Consider the following 14,050-nt stretch of genomic DNA (forward strand, 5'->3'; position numbering starts at 1 on the left):
ACCATGGACCCCGACGAGCGCTACATCCCCCGGTCCGGCCCGATGTTCAACGCGAGGAGCTTGGCGAAGGCGGAGATGGCCACCGACCTCGCCATCCCGCTGCTGGCTGACGGTGGCTGGTCGGCGGTCACGCTACGCACGGTCGCAGCGGCCGCCAACGTGACGCCGCAGGCCATCGCCGCCTGGTTCCCGTCCGTCACGGCGATGCGCAGGGCGATCGCCGAGCGTTACGGGAACAGATGGGTCGATGAGCGTCGTGCGGTGGCGAGCCGAAGGCTGGTCCGCACCGCCAGACCTGCATCCGTCGACAGCGCGCGGTCCCAGGTCGCACTCGCGCTCCTGCCGGGAACCTGGCCGGAGGAGGTCTTCGACGGCATCTGGCTCACTGTGGCTGAAGCCGGCCGGTGGGACGAGGTGACCGGCTTGGTCGTGGCTGCGGTCCAGGAGCGCGAGCGAGATGTGGTCGCCGAGCTCCTCGAGGAGCAGCTGTGCGACTTCCCGTCCTTCCCGGAGGGCATGGGTGAGCAGCGGTTCGAGCAGCACGTCGACCTCGTGCTCGCGCTCGTGCGGGGGCTGCGAGTGGCTCGCACCGCGTCTCACGCCCGCATGGACGCCGATCGCGCCGCCGTCGTCCTGGACGGCGGACTCAGCGGCGCGACGTGACCTCGGCAAGCGCGGGGCGCACGTCGGCGATGTAGACGAGGGACGCGATCGTGAAGATCAGGTGGATGATCCCGAGGGGCGAGGAGCCGATCAGGATCAGCTGGGCCGCGAAGCCGAGGCCGGTGATCGCGCACCACGCCTGCTTGGTGAGCTTGCCGGCCGCCTGGTAGGCCTCGGCCGAGTAGGTCAGCGAGTTGATGAACGCGAATCCCTTGATCGCGAGCAGCGCGACGAGCACGACCAGCATCAGCGTGCTCTGGAACGCATAGATGTCCACGGTACGAGGGTAGCCGGACGGAGCCAGACGTGACGATCACGTCATCTGGACGTAACAGCGGCTGCCTATGTTTCGTCAGGTGCACCTGACGCCGTCCGACACCGAGAAGCTGCTGCTCGCCGTGGCCGGCATGGTCGCCCGCGACCGGCTCGCCCGCGGCGTCCGCCTCAACTACCCGGAGTCCGTCGCGCTGCTGAGCACCTGGGTCATCGAGCGCGCCCGCGAGGGGGCGTCGGTCGCCGAGCTGATGTCCAGCGGCCGCGAGGTGCTCACCTCGGGCCAGGTGATGCCCGACGTGGTGCCGATGCTGACCGAGGTGCAGGTCGAGGCCACCTTCCCCGACGGCCGCAAGCTCGTCACCCTCCACGACCCGATCGGCTGAGAGGCGACCACATGGCCACCCAGAGCGAGCCCACCAGCGCGGGTCCCGGCGCCATCCGGTGCGCGCCCGGCACCCACGTCCTGAACGCGGACCGCACCCCCGACGAGCGGCGTACGGTCGTCATCACCAACACCGGCGACCGGCCGGTGCAGGTCGGGTCCCACGTCCACCTCCCGCTGGTCAACGCCGCCCTCGACCTCGACCGTGCTGCGGCCGAGGGGTTCCGGCTCGACGTGCCCTCGGGCACCTCGCAGCGCTTCGAGCCCGGAGCGTCGCGGTCGGTGGCGATCGTCGCGCTGCGGGGCCGGCGGACGGTGCCCGGCATCCAGGTGCGCGCCGATGGTTGAGATCAGCCGGGAGGCGTACGCCGCCATCTACGGGCCGACGACCGGCGACCAGGTCCGCCTCGGTGACACCGACCTCTGGATCGAGGTCGAGGACGACCTGACGTTCGGGGGCGAGGAGGCCGTCTTCGGCGGCGGCAAGTCGATCCGGGAGTCGATGGCGCAGTCGGCGGTCCCGCGCTCGGGTGGCGCGCTCGACACGGTCATCACCAACGCGGTCGTGCTCGACCACTGGGGCGTCGTACGCGCCGACGTGGGCCTGCGCGACGGTCGCATCGTGGCGCTCGGGCGTGCCGGCAACCCCGACATCGCCGACGGCGTGCACCCGGACCTGGTGATCGGCCCGGGCACCGACGTCATCTCCGGCGAGGGCAGGATTCTCACCGCGGGCGCGATCGACGTCCACGTGCACCTGCTCTCGCGCTCCCAGGTCGTGGAGGCCCTGGCGACCGGGACCACCACGATCGGCGGCGGTGGCACGGGCCCCTCCGAGGGCTCGAAGGCGACGACAGTGACCCCGGGGGCCTGGCACCTCACGGCCGTCCACCGGGCACTGGACGACCTCCCGGTCAACGTCCTGCTGATGGGGAAGGGCAACACCGTGTCGGCCGAGGGCCTGGCCGAGCAGGCGCTGGCCGGCGCGGCGGCCTACAAGGTGCACGAGGACTGGGGCGCGACGCCGGCGGCGATTGACGCCGCCCTGCGCGCGGCCGACGAGTTCGGCCTGCAGGTGGCGCTGCACTCCGACAGCCTCAACGAGGCCGGCTACCTGGAGTCGACGCTGGCGGCGATCGGCGGGCGCTCCATCCACGCCTTCCACGCCGAGGGCGCGGGCGGCGGGCACGCGCCCGACATCCTCGAGGTCGCCTCGCACCCGTACGTCATCCCCGGCTCCACCAACCCGACCCTCCCGCACACCGTGAACACCGTCGCCGAGCACCTCGACATGCTCATGGTCTGCCACCACCTCAGCCCCCGGGTGCCCGAGGACCTCGCGTTCGCCGAGTCGCGCATCCGGGCGACCACCATCGCCGCCGAGGACCTGCTGCACGACCTCGGTGCCCTCTCGATCACGTCGTCCGACGCGCAGGCGATGGGCCGCATCGGCGAGGTCATCTGCCGCACGTGGCAGGTCGCGCACGTGATGAAGGCCCGCCTCGGCTCGCTGGGCGGTCCCGCCGACAACGTCCGGGCCCGCCGCTACGTCGCGAAGTACACGATCAACCCGGCCGTCGCGCACGGCATCGCCCACGAGGTCGGCTCCGTCGAGCCGGGCAAGCTGGCCGACCTCGTCCTCTGGGACCCGCGGTTCTTCGGGATCCGGCCCGAGGTGGTCATCAAGGCCGGAGCCCTGGTGTGGGGAGCGCTGGGCGACCCCAACGCGTCGATCCCCACACCCCAACCGGTGCTGATGCGGCCCACGCTGGTGGGCGCGGACGGCGCCGACCACGCCGTGACCTTCGTGGCGCCCGCAGCGCTCGACGCCGGCCTGGGGTCGTCGCTGGGGCTCCGCCGACGGTTGGCCGCGGTCACGCCGACCCGCGACGTCGGCAAGGCCGACATGGTCAACAACGACGCCCTGCCCACGATCGACATCGACCCCGAGACGTTCGCCATCACCGTCGAGGGCGAGCTGGTCACGCCGTCGCCCGCCACCTCGCTGCCGCTGGCGCAGCTCTACTCGATGTTCTGATGAGCGCGCTCGCCCTGCTCCTCGCCGACGCCCGACTGCCCGTCGCGGGCCACACCCAGTCCGGCAGCCTCGAGCCCGCCCTGGCCGCCGGGCCGGTCGACGTACCGGCCTACCTGGCCCTCCGCCTCGCCACCGTGACGCGGACCGAGGCGGCCACCGCGGTCGTGACCCTGGCCCACCTGCGCCGCGGCGAGGGCCTCGACGCGGTGTACGACGCCTGGGCCGCCCGCACGGCCAGCGCCGCGATGCGCGACACCTCGCGCGAGGCCTGGGCCGCGGGCTGCTGCGCCTGGCCGGCACGCTGTGGGACCTGCCGCCGCTGCTGTCCGGGCTGCCGCGGCCGATGGTGCTCGGCGCCATCGCCCACGCCACCGGGCTCGCCGCCGCCGAGGTCGCTGAGGTCGTCGGGTACGACGACCTGCAGACCGTCGCGTCGGCGGCGCTCAAGCTGCAGCCGCTCGACCCCGCCGTCGCCACCAGCTGGGTGGTGGCCGCCCTGCCGCGGCTGGCGGTCATGGTCGACGAGGTCGCGCACCTCGACTCCCCCGCCGACATCCCCGCCACCGCATCACCGTGGATCGAGCAGCTCGCCGAGGACCACGCCGTCACCACCAGGAGGTTGTTCCGTGCCTGACACTCCCCGCGAGCTCCGGCTGGGCGTCTGCGGCCCCGTCGGCACCGGCAAGTCCTCGCTCATCATGCTGCTCTGCGCCCACCTCGCTGACGAGCTGCGGATCGGGGTCGTCACCAACGACATCTACACCGACGAGGACGCCCGGATGATCCGGGCCGCAGGCGTGCTGGACCCGGCGCGGATCGTCGCCGTCGAGACCGGAGCGTGCCCGCACACCGCCATCCGCGACGACATCACCGCCAACCTGCTGGCCGTCGAGGACCTGGTCGCCGACCACGGACCGCTCGACCTGGTGCTCGTGGAGTCGGGCGGCGACAACCTGACGGCGACGTTCTCACCCGCCCTCGTCGACGTGCAGGTCTTCGTGATCGACGTCGCCGGCGGCGGTGACGTGGCCCGCAAGGGCGGACCGGGCATCGAGCGCGCCGACCTGCTCGTGGTCAACAAGACCGACCTGGCCCCTCACGTCGGGGTGGACGTCGACCTGATGCGCACGGACGCCCTCCGGGCCCGCGGCGACCGCCCCGTGGTCGCCCTCTCGCGCCACTACCCCGACTCGGTCGCGCAGCTCCTGGGCTGGGTGCGCGCCCAGGTGGCTCGGCAGCGCACCGGTGACCTGGTCCCGGCCGACCCGGGCCCGATGGCGCCGCACGCCCACGCCGGGGGGAGCCGTCACGGCCATGGCGACCACGCCCACGCGCACTGACACCTGCGTCCTCGCCGTCACCGGCACGGCCGACGCCCGGGTGCGGGTGACCTCGCGCGGCGGCCCCTTCCGTGTCATCACGCTGGCGACCGGCGGAGGCGTGGCCCGGGTGGCGCTGGTCCCGACCCGCGCGCTGCTGCTGGCCGGGGACGCGGTGGAGGTGGACTGCGAGGTCGGGGACGGCCTCACGCTGCAGGTGCAGGAGACGAGCGGCACCGTGGCGTACGACATGCGCGGGGGGTCGGCGTCCTGGTCGTTCGCCGCGCGGGTCGGGGTCGGGTCCCGGCTGGTGCTCGACTCGCTGCCCTGGGTGTCGTCGGAGGGCTCGCAGGTGACGCGCTCGACGACGGTCGACCTGGGAGCGTCGGCCACGCTGCTGGCCCGCGAGACCCTCGTGCTGGGCCGCTCGGGCGAACGACCCGGCGCTCTCGAGTCACGCACGACGATCACCCGCGCAGGCCGTCCGCTGCTCGTCGAGGAGCTGCGCTCCGACCACCTGGCACCCCAGCGGGTGCTGGACAGCGTCCTGGCCGTCGGCACCTGCCGCGAACCAGGCGCGGGCAGTCCGTCCCCGTTGCGGCTGGAGACCGGCGACCGGCTGTGGCGGAGGATGGGTCGCGAGGCCCACGAAACGGCCGCTGCGCTCGATCCGGTGTGGAGCGACCTCGTGCGTGCGCGCAGGAGGCCCCCGCCCTGACGGACGGGGGCCTCCCACGGATCAGAACAGCGTCAGCTGCTGCTCATCGGCTGGTGCTCTTCAGTCGCCGACCTTCTCGGCGGCGTCGGCGACGGCCTTCGCCGCGTTGGTGGCGGTGGCGGTCGCGGCGCTGGCGGTGGCCTTGGCGCTGCTCTGGGCGGTGGCGGTCTTCTTCGCCGCGGTCTTGCGGGCGGTGGTCGCGGCGGCCTTCTTGCCCGCGGCCTTCTGGGTGGCCTTCTTGGCCGTCGGCTTCGGCTTGGGGGCGACCTTGGTCGCGGCGGTCTTGTCCGCGGCGGCGGTGGTGGCCTCGGCGGCCTTCTTGGCCTGGGTGGTGGTGGTCTTCGCCTTGGCGACGGTGGTCTTCGCCGACGACACAGTGGCCTTGGTGGACTCCTGGCGGCGGATGCGGCCCACGAGGGACTCGCCGCGCTTGACCAGGTCGGCGTAGGTGGCGTTGACGGCGGAGACGTTGTCGTCGACCAGGGTGGAGACCTGCGTGGTGACCTTGGCGGGGTACGCCCGGGCCTCGGCCTGCAGCTCGGCGACGCGGGCCTCGATGGCGGCGCGGCGGGCCTGGGCCTGCTTGCGCAGCGCCTTCGGGTCGGTCGCGGTCTTCTGGACGTCGTTCACGCGGGTGGTGACGTCCTTCTGCACGGCGGAGACGCGCTTCTGCACGTCGGCGACGGCCTCACGGACGGCCTCGACGGCCAGGTCGGTCGCGCCGACGTAGGCGAGGACGGGCTTGAGGGCTTCGGTCTTGAGGTCGCGCTTGGTGGTGGCCATGGTGGAGCTCCTTCGGGTGGGGCGGGTGGGTGGTGCCGGGGTGGTGCTGACGTTCAGGACTGGTCGCGCTCGTTGAGCGCGAGGAACGAGGCGTAGACGTCGAGCAGCGAGTGCTTCTGCCGCTCGGTCAACGCGGTGTCGGCGAGGATCGCCAGCTCCACGGAGCCGGGCTGGCCCGGGTCGGGGTGGACGATCCCGGCGCGGACGTAGAGCTGCTCGGCGCTGACGCGCAGGGCGCGGGCGAGCTGCTGGAGCACCTCGGCCGACGGCTTGCGCAGGCCGCGCTCGATCTGGCTGAGGTAGGGGTTGCTCACCCCGACCTGGTCGGCGAGCTGCCGCAGCGAGAGCTGCGCGCCGAGACGCTGCTCCCTCAGGTAGTCACCCAGCGTGCCGAGCGAGCCGACGACCGCCTTGCTGGTCTTGCTGGTGGTCTTCGCGCTCACCTTGGCCGGGCTGTCCTTGTCCTTGGCCATACCCCCATTGTGCTAACACGAGTTAGCAAAACTCAAACTGAGGGCAGGTGACACCCCTCACAACTCCTCTTTCCACGCGTATTTCAGCGCTAGCAGAATGGTTCGCACCACGGATCGAACGCGTGGTCGACCTAGGATCCACCCGTGCCTGCCCACCGCCTGAGCCCCCGCGTGCGTACGACGCTGCGCGCCGCGTTGGCGGCCTGGGTCGTGCTCCTGGCGCTCGTGCTCCTGGCGCCGTCGTCCGCCGGCCCTGACTGGGCCATCGCCCACCTCGCGCAGGCGTTGCAGGGGCTCGGCCTGCCGGAGGTGCTGAGCCACCCGCGGCGGGTCGAGTCGATGCTCAACGTGGCGGCGTTCGTGCCGCTGAGCCTGCTGGGCAGCCTGCTGTGGCCGCGGCCGAGCTGGCGCGACTGGACGGCGGTCGGGTTCGTGGTGTCGTTCCTCGTCGAGGTCGTGCAGGCCGTCGCGCTCGACGCACGGTCGGCGACCCACGCCGACGTCGTCGCCAACACCCTCGGCACGCTCATCGGTGCGCTGCTCGGGCACCTGGTCTGGAGGATCCTGGGGTCGCGGGCCCGCAAGGCAAGTGCCTCAGAAGGCGGCGCGGATCTCCCCGACCGGCACTCCCCCACCGAGGAGCTCGAACCGCCCCGTTGACGCGACCGCCGCGGCGTCGACACCCGCCTCGTCGAGCACACCCGAGCGGCGCAGCGCCTCGGCCATCAGCACCGGGCGCACGCGCGCGGCGCCGTCGTCGGTCTTGAGCGCCCAGGCGCGGCCGTCGGGCAGGGCGATGGCGTAGCAGGACTCCGCGCCGGCCTTGCCGATCAGCCCGGGGACGGCCCGGTGCAGCGCGAGCTCGTCACGCGTGGTGCCGCTGACGTACTCCGGGTGGCGTCGGATCGCGTCGGCCACGCGGCGCTGCGGACCGTCGGTCGCGGTGGCCAGCGTCGAGAACGCCCGCGCCAGCCCGGTCAGTGACGTCGACAGCAGCGGCGCCCCGCAACCGTCGACGGCGACGGTGTCGATCGGCTCCCCGGTGAGCCGGGCGAAGGTGTCGGCGATGGCGACCTGGAGCGGGTGCGCGGGGTCGAGGTAGGTGGCGGTGTCCCAACCGCGCAGGACGCAGGTCGCGAGCATCGCCGCGTGCTTGCCCGAGCAGTTCATCAGGACCGGCGCCTTCGCTCCCCCGGCCCGTACGACGGCCTCGCGGGCGTCGTCGTCGAGCGGGTAGTCGGCCGGTGTCTGCAGCGCCGACTCGTCGAGACCGGCCGACGCCAGGGTGCGGCGTACGCCCTCGACGTGGAACGACTCCCCCGAGTGCGACGCACACGCCAGCGCGAGCAGGTCGTCGGGCAGGTCGAGGCCGAGCTCCACCATCGCGAGCGCCTGGAGCGGCTTGTTGCTCGACCGCGGGAGCACCTGCGCGGCGACCTCACCGACCGACCAGTCGACGGTTCCGTCGGCGGCCAGCGCCACGATCGAGCCGTAGTGGTGGCCCTCCACGAACCCGGAGCGGACGATCTCGGCAACGACGGGCAGACCAGCAACAGACATGCGCGCAGGCTACTTCCCGCTCCTCTGACAGGATGCGCGGGTGATCCAGCACTGCCCGACGCCGACCGAGCTCGACGACCTGGAGCTCCTCCTCTCCGGCGCCTACACCCCGCTCACCCGATTCAACGAGCCCGGGAGCGTGGTCACCCTCGACCTGCCCGACGGCGCCGAGGAGGCCGAGCTGGTCGACCCCGAGGGCCTGCCGCTGGCCCGGGTCGCCGCCGACGGGTCGCTGGAGGCGCTGACCCACGCGCAGTACGGCCCCTTCCGCCGGCTCCACCTCACCCCGGCCCAGACGCGCGAGCAGCACGCCGGCGCGACGTACGTCCCGGTCGTGGACGCGCTCACCGAGGCCGACCTCGAGGAGCTGCGCGGCCTGGGGCGCGTCGTGCTCGTCGCCCTGATGGGCACCGGCACCTCCTCGCTCTCCCCCGTCGCGCTGGTGCGCGCCACGCTCGCTGCCGCCGACCTGCTCGGGGACGCGTCGGTCGTGGCGGTCCCGCTCCCCTCGCACGCCGACGCCGACGCCGACCACGCCCTCGGCGCCCAGGTGGTGCAGACCTACGCCGGCGACGACCCCGTCCACGCGCTGTCGGACCCGGGTCTCGCGACAGGCGCCGGGGCGCCTTCCTCGACCAGCGGTGCTGTTCTCCCCGCCCCCATCGCCGCGATCGTCGACGCGGACCAGCCCGAGCCCGAGGAGCAGGGCCTGGTGCTGTTCTTCACCGGCCTGTCCGGGAGCGGCAAGTCCACGCTGGCCCGCGCGCTGATGGACCTGCTGCTCGAGCAGGGCGGCCGCACGGTGACCAGCCTCGACGGCGACGTCGTACGCCGTCACCTGTCCGCGGGGCTCACCTTCAGCAAGGCCGACCGCGAGACCAACATCCGCCGCATCGGCTGGGTCGCCGCCGAGATCGCCCGCCACGGCGGGGTCGCGGTCTGCTCGCCGATCGCGCCGTTCGCCGAGACGCGCGAGCAGGTGCAGGAGATGGTCGAGGCGGCCGGGGGCGCGTTCTTCCTCGTTCACGTCGCCACGCCGCTCGAGGAGTGCGAGCGCCGCGACCGCAAGGGCCTCTACGCCAAGGCCCGCGCCGGCGAGATCCCCGAGTTCACCGGCATCTCCTCTCCCTACGAGGAGCCCGTCGACCCGGCCGTCCGCGTCGACACCACCGGCCGCACCATCGAGGACGCGCTCGACGACGTCCTGGTCGCGCTCGACGAGGCCGGCTACCTCCACCTGCGGGGCACGGATGCCTGAGCCACTGAAGGTGCTCTTCGTCTGCACCGCCAACATCTGCCGCTCGCCCTACCTCGAGCTCACCGCACGGGCGCTTGCCGGCTCCGACGACGGGGTGCAGTTCTCCAGCGCGGGCACGCACGGCTTCGACAGCCACGCCATGGACGACGCCATGGTCGCCACGCTCGCCGAGGACACGTCGTCCGGTTTCGCGAGCCGGCGCCTGACCGGGGCGATCCTCGCCGAGGCCGACCTGGTGCTGACCGCGGAGGCCACGCACCGCGGCTTCATCCTCGAGGAGTACCCCCAGCACCTGCGCAAGGTCTTCACGGTCGGCCAGTTCGCCGCCGCGATCGAGGAGCACCCCGACCTGCGCGGCCGCGAGCTGGTCGCGGCGGTCGGAGCACGGCGTACGGCCGCGCGCCCCGAGCACGACATCGCCGACCCCTACCGGCGCGGGGAGGCCGCAGCGACCACGGCGGCCCACACAATGTCGAGTATGTTGGGTGTGATCGTTCCGCGGCTCGCGACAGGAGGCTCGGGTGGCTGACCTCCTCACCACCGCCGCTCTCTCGATCCTGGTGGCGGGCTTCGTCGTCGGCATCGTGGTCGGCCTGACCGGCATGGGCGGCGGCGCCCTGATGACCCCGGCGCTGCTGTTCCTCGGCGTCGGGTCGCCCGCCGTCGTCGTCACCGCCGACCTCACCGCGGCCGCGATCTACAAGACCGGCGGCGCGATCGTGCACAAGCGCGAGGGCTCGCCCAACATGCGCCTGGCGATGTGGCTGATGATCGGCTCGATCCCGATGGCGCTGCTCGGGCCACACCTCGTCGCGTGGTTCACCGACGACACCGACCAGCTCAACCACGTCCTCGTGATCAGCATCGGCTTCGCGCTGCTGCTGGCGGCCGCGACCTACGCCCTGCGGCTCTACGTCAACCTGCGCCGCGTGCGCTCGGGCACCCACGTCCACGACGACGACCCGAAGATCCGGGTGGTCCCGACGCTGCTCGTGGGCATGCTCGGCGGCCTGCTCGTCGGCGTCACCAGCGTCGGCTCGGGCTCGGTCATCATGATCGCCCTGCTGATGCTCTACCCCGGCCTGTCGGCGGTGAAGCTCGTCGGCACCGACCTGGTGCAGGCCGTGCCGCTGGTCCTCGCCGCGGCGATCTCCAACATCGCCCTCCACGGCATCGACTGGGAGATCCTCGTCCCGCTCGTGCTCGGCTCGGTGCCCGGCACCATCATCGGCTCGCTGCTCGCCCCGCGCGTGCCGCAGTCCTTCATCCGCCGCGGCATCGTCGTCGTGCTGACGATGAGCGGCGTCGCGCTGCTCGACAAGTCGGGCTGGGCGCCCCTCGGCGAGGAGGAGACCCACCCGATGCTCATCGCCGGCATCGGCCTCGCCGTGCTCGTCGTCCTGCCGATCGTCTGGGGCTTCCTGCGCAAGCAGCAGGGGCTGCCGATGTTCGGCTCGCCCACCATCGCCGAGATGGAGGACCCGAACTACCGTCCCGGACTCGTGGGGATGAAGAAGGTCGACAGGTCCTAGGGCGACCTCCGGGCGGCCCCTCGCGGGGATGAAGGAGGTAGACCAGTGGTCCTTTAGTCTTGTCAAAGTTGTGTTGACAAGCAGTAGGGAACAAGCGTGGAGCTGCAGGACTACTGGCGCACCGTCCGACGACGGTGGCGGCTGGTTCTCGGAAGTGTCCTGGTCGTGCTGGCCGTGGCGGGCGTCTGGACGTGGTCGGTGACCCCGACCTACGCGTCGACCACCCGGCTGTTCGTCTCGACCAGCCAGACCGACGAGAGCTCCGCCTACACGGGCAACCTCTTCGCGACCCAGCGGGTGGCGTCGTACGCCGACCTGGTGACCAGCAACCAGCTCGCCGAGCGGGTCGCCGGCGAGCTCGGCGACACCGAGGCGATCGACCTGCGTGAGCGGGTGACCGCCTCGGCGGTGCCGGAGACGGTGCTGCTCGAGATCGAGGCCACCGACGCCGACCCCGAGCGCGCCCGCGACATCGCGCAGGCCTACGCCGAGCAGCTGCAGATCCTCGTCGAGGAGCTCGAGACCCCGCGAGGGAAGACCGCCGCCGTCGTCAAGGCCACCCTCATCGACGACGCCCAGGTCTCGACCTCGCCCGTCTCGCCGCAGCCGCTCCGCAACCTCGCGCTCGCCGGCGTGCTCGGCCTGCTGCTGGGCATCGGCCTGGCGGTGGCGCGCGAGCTGCTCGACACCAGCGTCAAGGGCGCCGACGACATCGCCGAGATCACCACGGCCCCGGTCCTCGGCAACATCTTCCAGGACACCGACGCCAAGCGCGCCCCGAGCGAGGTGCTCTTCACCGCGACCCCGTGGGCCGAGGCGTTCCGCGTGCTGCGCACCAACATGCAGTACGTCGACATCGACAACGCCCAGAAGGTCATCGTCGTCACCAGCTCGCTGCCCGGCGAGGGCAAGACCACCACCGCGGTCAACCTCGCGGTCACCCTCACCCAGGCCGGCCAGAAGGTCGCCCTGGTCGAGTGCGACCTCCGCCGCCCGCTCATCGCCGACCGCCTCGAGCTCGACGGCGCGATCGGCACCACGAGCGTGCTGATCGGCAAGGTCAGCGCCGAGGACGTCATGCAGCAGTACGGCGAGACGTCCCTCGACGTCATGGTCTGTGGCCAGATCCCGCCCAACCCCTCGGAGCTCCTGCAGTCGCAGGCGATGGAGATGCTGCTGCTCGACCTGCGCCAGCGCTACGACGTCGTCATCCTCGACGCGCCGCCGCTCCTGCCGGTCACCGACGCGGCCCTGCTCGCCACCCGCGCCGACGGTGCGGTCGTCGTGGTCAGCCACGGGCGTACGACGCGCGACCAGCTGTCGACGGCCATCGAGCGGCTCGAGTCCGTGGACGCCACGACGCTGGGCGTCGTGGTCAACCAGACGCCGGCCAAGAAGTCCGCGAGCGGCTACGGCTACGGATACGGCTACGCCCCGCTCGACGCGGAGCCCGTCGTGGCCGGCAACGGCGGCAAGCGCCGCCGACGCTGATCAGCCGCCCGCGACGAGGGGGTTGCGGGTCACCAGCTCGGGGAACCAGCTGAAGTCCCGGTCGGCCGTCAGGAGCTCGTCGACGCCGTGCCCGAGGCAGATCGCTGCGACCCGCGCGTCGTGGACCTTCGGCCCCGTGACGCCGCCGCGGTCCAGCAGGCCACCCAGCCGGCCCCAGTGGTCGGGCGTCTCACCGAGCAACGTGACCCTCGGCCACGCCATGAGGTCGTCGACCGCCTGGCGGGCGACGCCGGGACGGGTGGGCGGGACGTAGATGCGCGGGTGGGTGACGACGGCGAGGAACTCGTGGACGCACGGCCACGGCACACCCCACGACCGACCCGCCGACCCGAGGTGCTCGAGGGTCGCCCTGGCCTCCTGGTGGAACGGCGAGTCGGCGCGGTGCGCGTAGACCAGGATGTTGGTGTCGACAGCGATCATCGGGGCGTCTCGTAGGACGCAGCGATGGCTTCTCCGGCCGCCACGTCGTCGGCGAGGCCCCGCCCGTCGACCGCCGTGAAGACGAAGTCGACCTTCGGGGTCGGCGTCGCGCGACGAGCCAGCTCGCTGCGCAGGCCCTCCACGACCAGCTCCCGCATGGTCACCCCGCTCTCGCGCGCGACGTCGCGCACCTGACGTACGAGGTCGTCCGGCAGCTCGATGGTCGTCTTCATACGGGTCACCTTACCAGTCGACCCGTACACCCATATCGGGCTCAGCCCAGCCCGAGCAGCTCCCGGCACTGCGCGGGCTTCATCGGCTCCCGCTGCGCGATCCGTCCCAGCTCGACGGCGCGCTCGACGAGCTGGGCGTTGGACTCGACGGGTACGCCGCGGCTGATGGTGAGCACGTCCTCCATGCCGACGCGCAGGTGCCCGCCCATCGACAGCGAGGCCATCGCGACCGAGAGCGTCGATCGGCCGATGCCGGTGGCCGACCACGAGGTGACCTCCGGCGGGAGCGCGGCGACGCCGGCGACGAGCGCGGGGGCGGTGCCGGGCATGCCGCCGGGAACGCCCATCACGAAGTCGACGTGGACCTTGCCGCCGGCCGGGACGCCGTACTGCCGGATGAGCCGGCCGAGCGCGTGCACCTGGCCGAGGTCGAAGAGCTCGAACTCCGGGGCGACCCCGCGCTCGAGGGCGAGCTGGTAGAGGTCCTTGACGAAGGGCCACGGGTTGAGGAAGACGTCGTCGCCGAAGTTCGTGGTGCCCATGGTGAGCGAGCACGAGTCGGGCTCGGCGTCGAGCACCTTGAGCCGCTCGTCGAGGGGGTCGTGCACGGAGCCGCCGGTGGAGAGCTGGACGACGAGCGAGGACGACTCGCGCACCGCGGCGACCCACTCGCGCAGCAGCGACCGGTCGAGCGTGGGCTCGTGGGCGGCGTCGCGCACGTGGATGTGGATCATCGCCGCGCCGGCCGCCTCGCAGTCGGCGGCCGTGCGAGCCACCTCCTCAGGGGTGGTCGGGAGCTGCGGGCAGTCGGCCTTCGCCGTCTCGGCTCCGGTCGGTGCCACCGTTATCAGCAGATCGTCCATGCGCGCACCTTAGACTCCCG

The 14,050-nt window shown here is 72.4% G+C and carries 19 protein-coding genes; 12 read left to right on the forward strand and 7 right to left on the reverse strand.

The annotated features are described in order from the left end of the window. Positions 1–3 precede the first annotated feature (3 nt). Complete coding sequence (locus tag ACNKF0_RS19575; protein ID WP_416954490.1) at positions 4–663, forward strand: hypothetical protein; 660 nt, start codon at positions 4–6, stop codon at positions 661–663. Here the strand turns inward: ACNKF0_RS19575 and ACNKF0_RS19580 are convergent. Further along, positions 647–940: a DUF2516 family protein gene (locus tag ACNKF0_RS19580; RefSeq protein WP_299930934.1), complete on the reverse strand. Its 294-nt coding sequence runs from the start codon at positions 938–940 to the stop codon at positions 647–649. The two genes, ACNKF0_RS19575 and ACNKF0_RS19580, sit on opposite strands and share 17 nt — an antisense overlap. Positions 941–1,019: 79 nt before the next feature. Here ACNKF0_RS19580 and ACNKF0_RS19585 point away from each other — a divergent pair, with 79 nt between their 5' ends. The 6 genes from ACNKF0_RS19585 (at position 1,020) to ACNKF0_RS19610 (ending at position 5,396) form a co-directional block, all read left to right on the forward strand. Beyond that, a complete protein-coding gene (locus ACNKF0_RS19585) occupies positions 1,020–1,322 on the forward strand; it encodes an urease subunit gamma (protein WP_299930936.1) in 303 nt (100 codons plus the stop codon). A gap of 11 nt (positions 1,323–1,333) precedes the next feature. Then, positions 1,334–1,669, forward strand: coding sequence for an urease subunit beta (gene ureB, locus ACNKF0_RS19590; protein ID WP_416954491.1), 336 nt, complete (start codon positions 1,334–1,336; stop codon positions 1,667–1,669). Next, complete coding sequence (locus ACNKF0_RS19595; RefSeq protein WP_416954492.1) at positions 1,662–3,359, forward strand: urease subunit alpha; 1,698 nt, start codon at positions 1,662–1,664, stop codon at positions 3,357–3,359. The genes ureB and ACNKF0_RS19595 overlap by 8 nt, the downstream gene beginning before the upstream one ends. Positions 3,360–3,660: 301 nt before the next feature. Then, complete coding sequence (locus tag ACNKF0_RS19600) at positions 3,661–3,993, forward strand: urease accessory UreF family protein (RefSeq protein WP_416958584.1); 333 nt, start codon at positions 3,661–3,663, stop codon at positions 3,991–3,993. Continuing rightward, complete coding sequence (gene ureG, locus ACNKF0_RS19605) at positions 3,986–4,699, forward strand: urease accessory protein UreG (protein ID WP_416954493.1); 714 nt, start codon at positions 3,986–3,988, stop codon at positions 4,697–4,699. The genes ACNKF0_RS19600 and ureG overlap by 8 nt, the downstream gene beginning before the upstream one ends. Continuing rightward, positions 4,674–5,396 carry an urease accessory protein UreD gene (locus tag ACNKF0_RS19610; RefSeq protein WP_416954494.1) on the forward strand — a complete coding sequence of 241 codons (723 nt, stop codon included), beginning with the start codon at positions 4,674–4,676 and terminating at the stop codon, positions 5,394–5,396. The genes ureG and ACNKF0_RS19610 overlap by 26 nt, the downstream gene beginning before the upstream one ends. 60 nt (positions 5,397–5,456) lie before the next feature. Here the strand turns inward: ACNKF0_RS19610 and ACNKF0_RS19615 are convergent, their stop codons facing one another. Together ACNKF0_RS19615 and ACNKF0_RS19620 are read right to left on the reverse strand one after the other, a co-directional pair. Then, positions 5,457–6,179, reverse strand: coding sequence for a hypothetical protein (locus ACNKF0_RS19615; RefSeq protein WP_416954495.1), 723 nt, complete (start codon positions 6,177–6,179; stop codon positions 5,457–5,459). A gap of 53 nt (positions 6,180–6,232) precedes the next feature. Continuing rightward, positions 6,233–6,652 carry a helix-turn-helix domain-containing protein gene (locus ACNKF0_RS19620; protein ID WP_416954496.1) on the reverse strand — a complete coding sequence of 140 codons (420 nt, stop codon included), beginning with the start codon at positions 6,650–6,652 and terminating at the stop codon, positions 6,233–6,235. A 144-nt stretch (positions 6,653–6,796) separates the two neighbouring features. Here ACNKF0_RS19620 and ACNKF0_RS19625 point away from each other — a divergent pair, with 144 nt between their 5' ends. Continuing rightward, the gene (locus tag ACNKF0_RS19625) at positions 6,797–7,312 is read left to right on the forward strand and encodes a VanZ family protein (RefSeq protein WP_416954497.1); all 516 of its coding nucleotides are present in this window, start codon (positions 6,797–6,799) and stop codon (positions 7,310–7,312) included. On the opposite strand, the gene ACNKF0_RS19630 is transcribed toward ACNKF0_RS19625, so the two are convergent. Then, positions 7,247–8,212, reverse strand: a complete 966-nt coding sequence (locus ACNKF0_RS19630; RefSeq protein WP_416954498.1) for an asparaginase — start codon at positions 8,210–8,212, stop codon at positions 7,247–7,249. The two genes, ACNKF0_RS19625 and ACNKF0_RS19630, sit on opposite strands and share 66 nt — an antisense overlap. Before the next feature lie 40 nt (positions 8,213–8,252). Here ACNKF0_RS19630 and cysC point away from each other — a divergent pair, with 40 nt between their 5' ends. From cysC to ACNKF0_RS19650, 4 genes are all read left to right on the forward strand, one after another. Next, positions 8,253–9,470 carry an adenylyl-sulfate kinase gene (gene cysC, locus ACNKF0_RS19635; protein WP_416954499.1) on the forward strand — a complete coding sequence of 406 codons (1,218 nt, stop codon included), beginning with the start codon at positions 8,253–8,255 and terminating at the stop codon, positions 9,468–9,470. Beyond that, a complete protein-coding gene (locus ACNKF0_RS19640) occupies positions 9,463–9,999 on the forward strand; it encodes a hypothetical protein (protein ID WP_416954500.1) in 537 nt (178 codons plus the stop codon). The genes cysC and ACNKF0_RS19640 overlap by 8 nt, the downstream gene beginning before the upstream one ends. After that, the gene (locus ACNKF0_RS19645; protein ID WP_416954501.1) at positions 9,992–11,002 is read left to right on the forward strand and encodes a sulfite exporter TauE/SafE family protein; all 1,011 of its coding nucleotides are present in this window, start codon (positions 9,992–9,994) and stop codon (positions 11,000–11,002) included. The genes ACNKF0_RS19640 and ACNKF0_RS19645 overlap by 8 nt, the downstream gene beginning before the upstream one ends. Positions 11,003–11,098: 96 nt before the next feature. Then, a complete protein-coding gene (locus ACNKF0_RS19650) occupies positions 11,099–12,493 on the forward strand; it encodes a polysaccharide biosynthesis tyrosine autokinase (RefSeq protein WP_416954502.1) in 1,395 nt (464 codons plus the stop codon). Here ACNKF0_RS19650 and ACNKF0_RS19655 read toward each other — a convergent pair whose 3' ends face one another. Genes ACNKF0_RS19655 through ACNKF0_RS19665 form a run of 3 tightly spaced genes read right to left on the reverse strand, consistent with a single transcriptional unit; the run spans position 12,494 to position 14,030 of the window. After that, positions 12,494–12,934: a type II toxin-antitoxin system VapC family toxin gene (locus ACNKF0_RS19655; protein WP_299930966.1), complete on the reverse strand. Its 441-nt coding sequence runs from the start codon at positions 12,932–12,934 to the stop codon at positions 12,494–12,496. Further along, entirely contained in the window at positions 12,931–13,167 is a 237-nt protein-coding gene (locus ACNKF0_RS19660; RefSeq protein WP_299930968.1) for a hypothetical protein, read from the reverse strand. The genes ACNKF0_RS19655 and ACNKF0_RS19660 overlap by 4 nt, the downstream gene beginning before the upstream one ends. Before the next feature lie 41 nt (positions 13,168–13,208). Next, positions 13,209–14,030 (reverse strand): 3-keto-5-aminohexanoate cleavage protein, encoded by an 822-nt coding sequence (locus tag ACNKF0_RS19665; RefSeq protein ID WP_416954503.1) that lies wholly within the window; start codon positions 14,028–14,030, stop codon positions 13,209–13,211. Between the last annotated feature and the right edge of the window lie 20 nt (positions 14,031–14,050).

It is taken from the genome of Nocardioides sp. T5, from assembly GCF_048161455.1.
Lineage (GTDB): Bacteria > Actinomycetota > Actinomycetes > Propionibacteriales > Nocardioidaceae > Nocardioides.

Excerpts from the sequence above, each read along its gene's own strand:
- ACNKF0_RS19655 (WP_299930966.1), bottom strand. The coding sequence starts at position 12,934 with ATGATCGCTGTCGACACCAACATCCTGGTCTACGCGCACCGCGCCGAC.
- ACNKF0_RS19660 (WP_299930968.1), bottom strand. The coding sequence starts at position 13,167 with ATGAAGACGACCATCGAGCTGCCGGACGACCTCGTACGTCAGGTGCGC.
- ureB (WP_416954491.1), top strand. The coding sequence starts at position 1,334 with ATGGCCACCCAGAGCGAGCCCACCAGCGCGGGTCCCGGCGCCATCCGG.
- ACNKF0_RS19595 (WP_416954492.1), top strand. The coding sequence starts at position 1,662 with ATGGTTGAGATCAGCCGGGAGGCGTACGCCGCCATCTACGGGCCGACG.
- ACNKF0_RS19665 (WP_416954503.1), bottom strand. The coding sequence starts at position 14,030 with ATGGACGATCTGCTGATAACGGTGGCACCGACCGGAGCCGAGACGGCG.
- ACNKF0_RS19575 (WP_416954490.1), top strand. The coding sequence starts at position 4 with ATGGACCCCGACGAGCGCTACATCCCCCGGTCCGGCCCGATGTTCAAC.
- ACNKF0_RS19640 (WP_416954500.1), top strand. The coding sequence starts at position 9,463 with ATGCCTGAGCCACTGAAGGTGCTCTTCGTCTGCACCGCCAACATCTGC.
- ACNKF0_RS19615 (WP_416954495.1), bottom strand. The coding sequence starts at position 6,179 with ATGGCCACCACCAAGCGCGACCTCAAGACCGAAGCCCTCAAGCCCGTC.
- ACNKF0_RS19620 (WP_416954496.1), bottom strand. The coding sequence starts at position 6,652 with ATGGCCAAGGACAAGGACAGCCCGGCCAAGGTGAGCGCGAAGACCACC.
- ACNKF0_RS19610 (WP_416954494.1), top strand. The coding sequence starts at position 4,674 with ATGGCGACCACGCCCACGCGCACTGACACCTGCGTCCTCGCCGTCACC.
- ACNKF0_RS19630 (WP_416954498.1), bottom strand. The coding sequence starts at position 8,212 with ATGTCTGTTGCTGGTCTGCCCGTCGTTGCCGAGATCGTCCGCTCCGGG.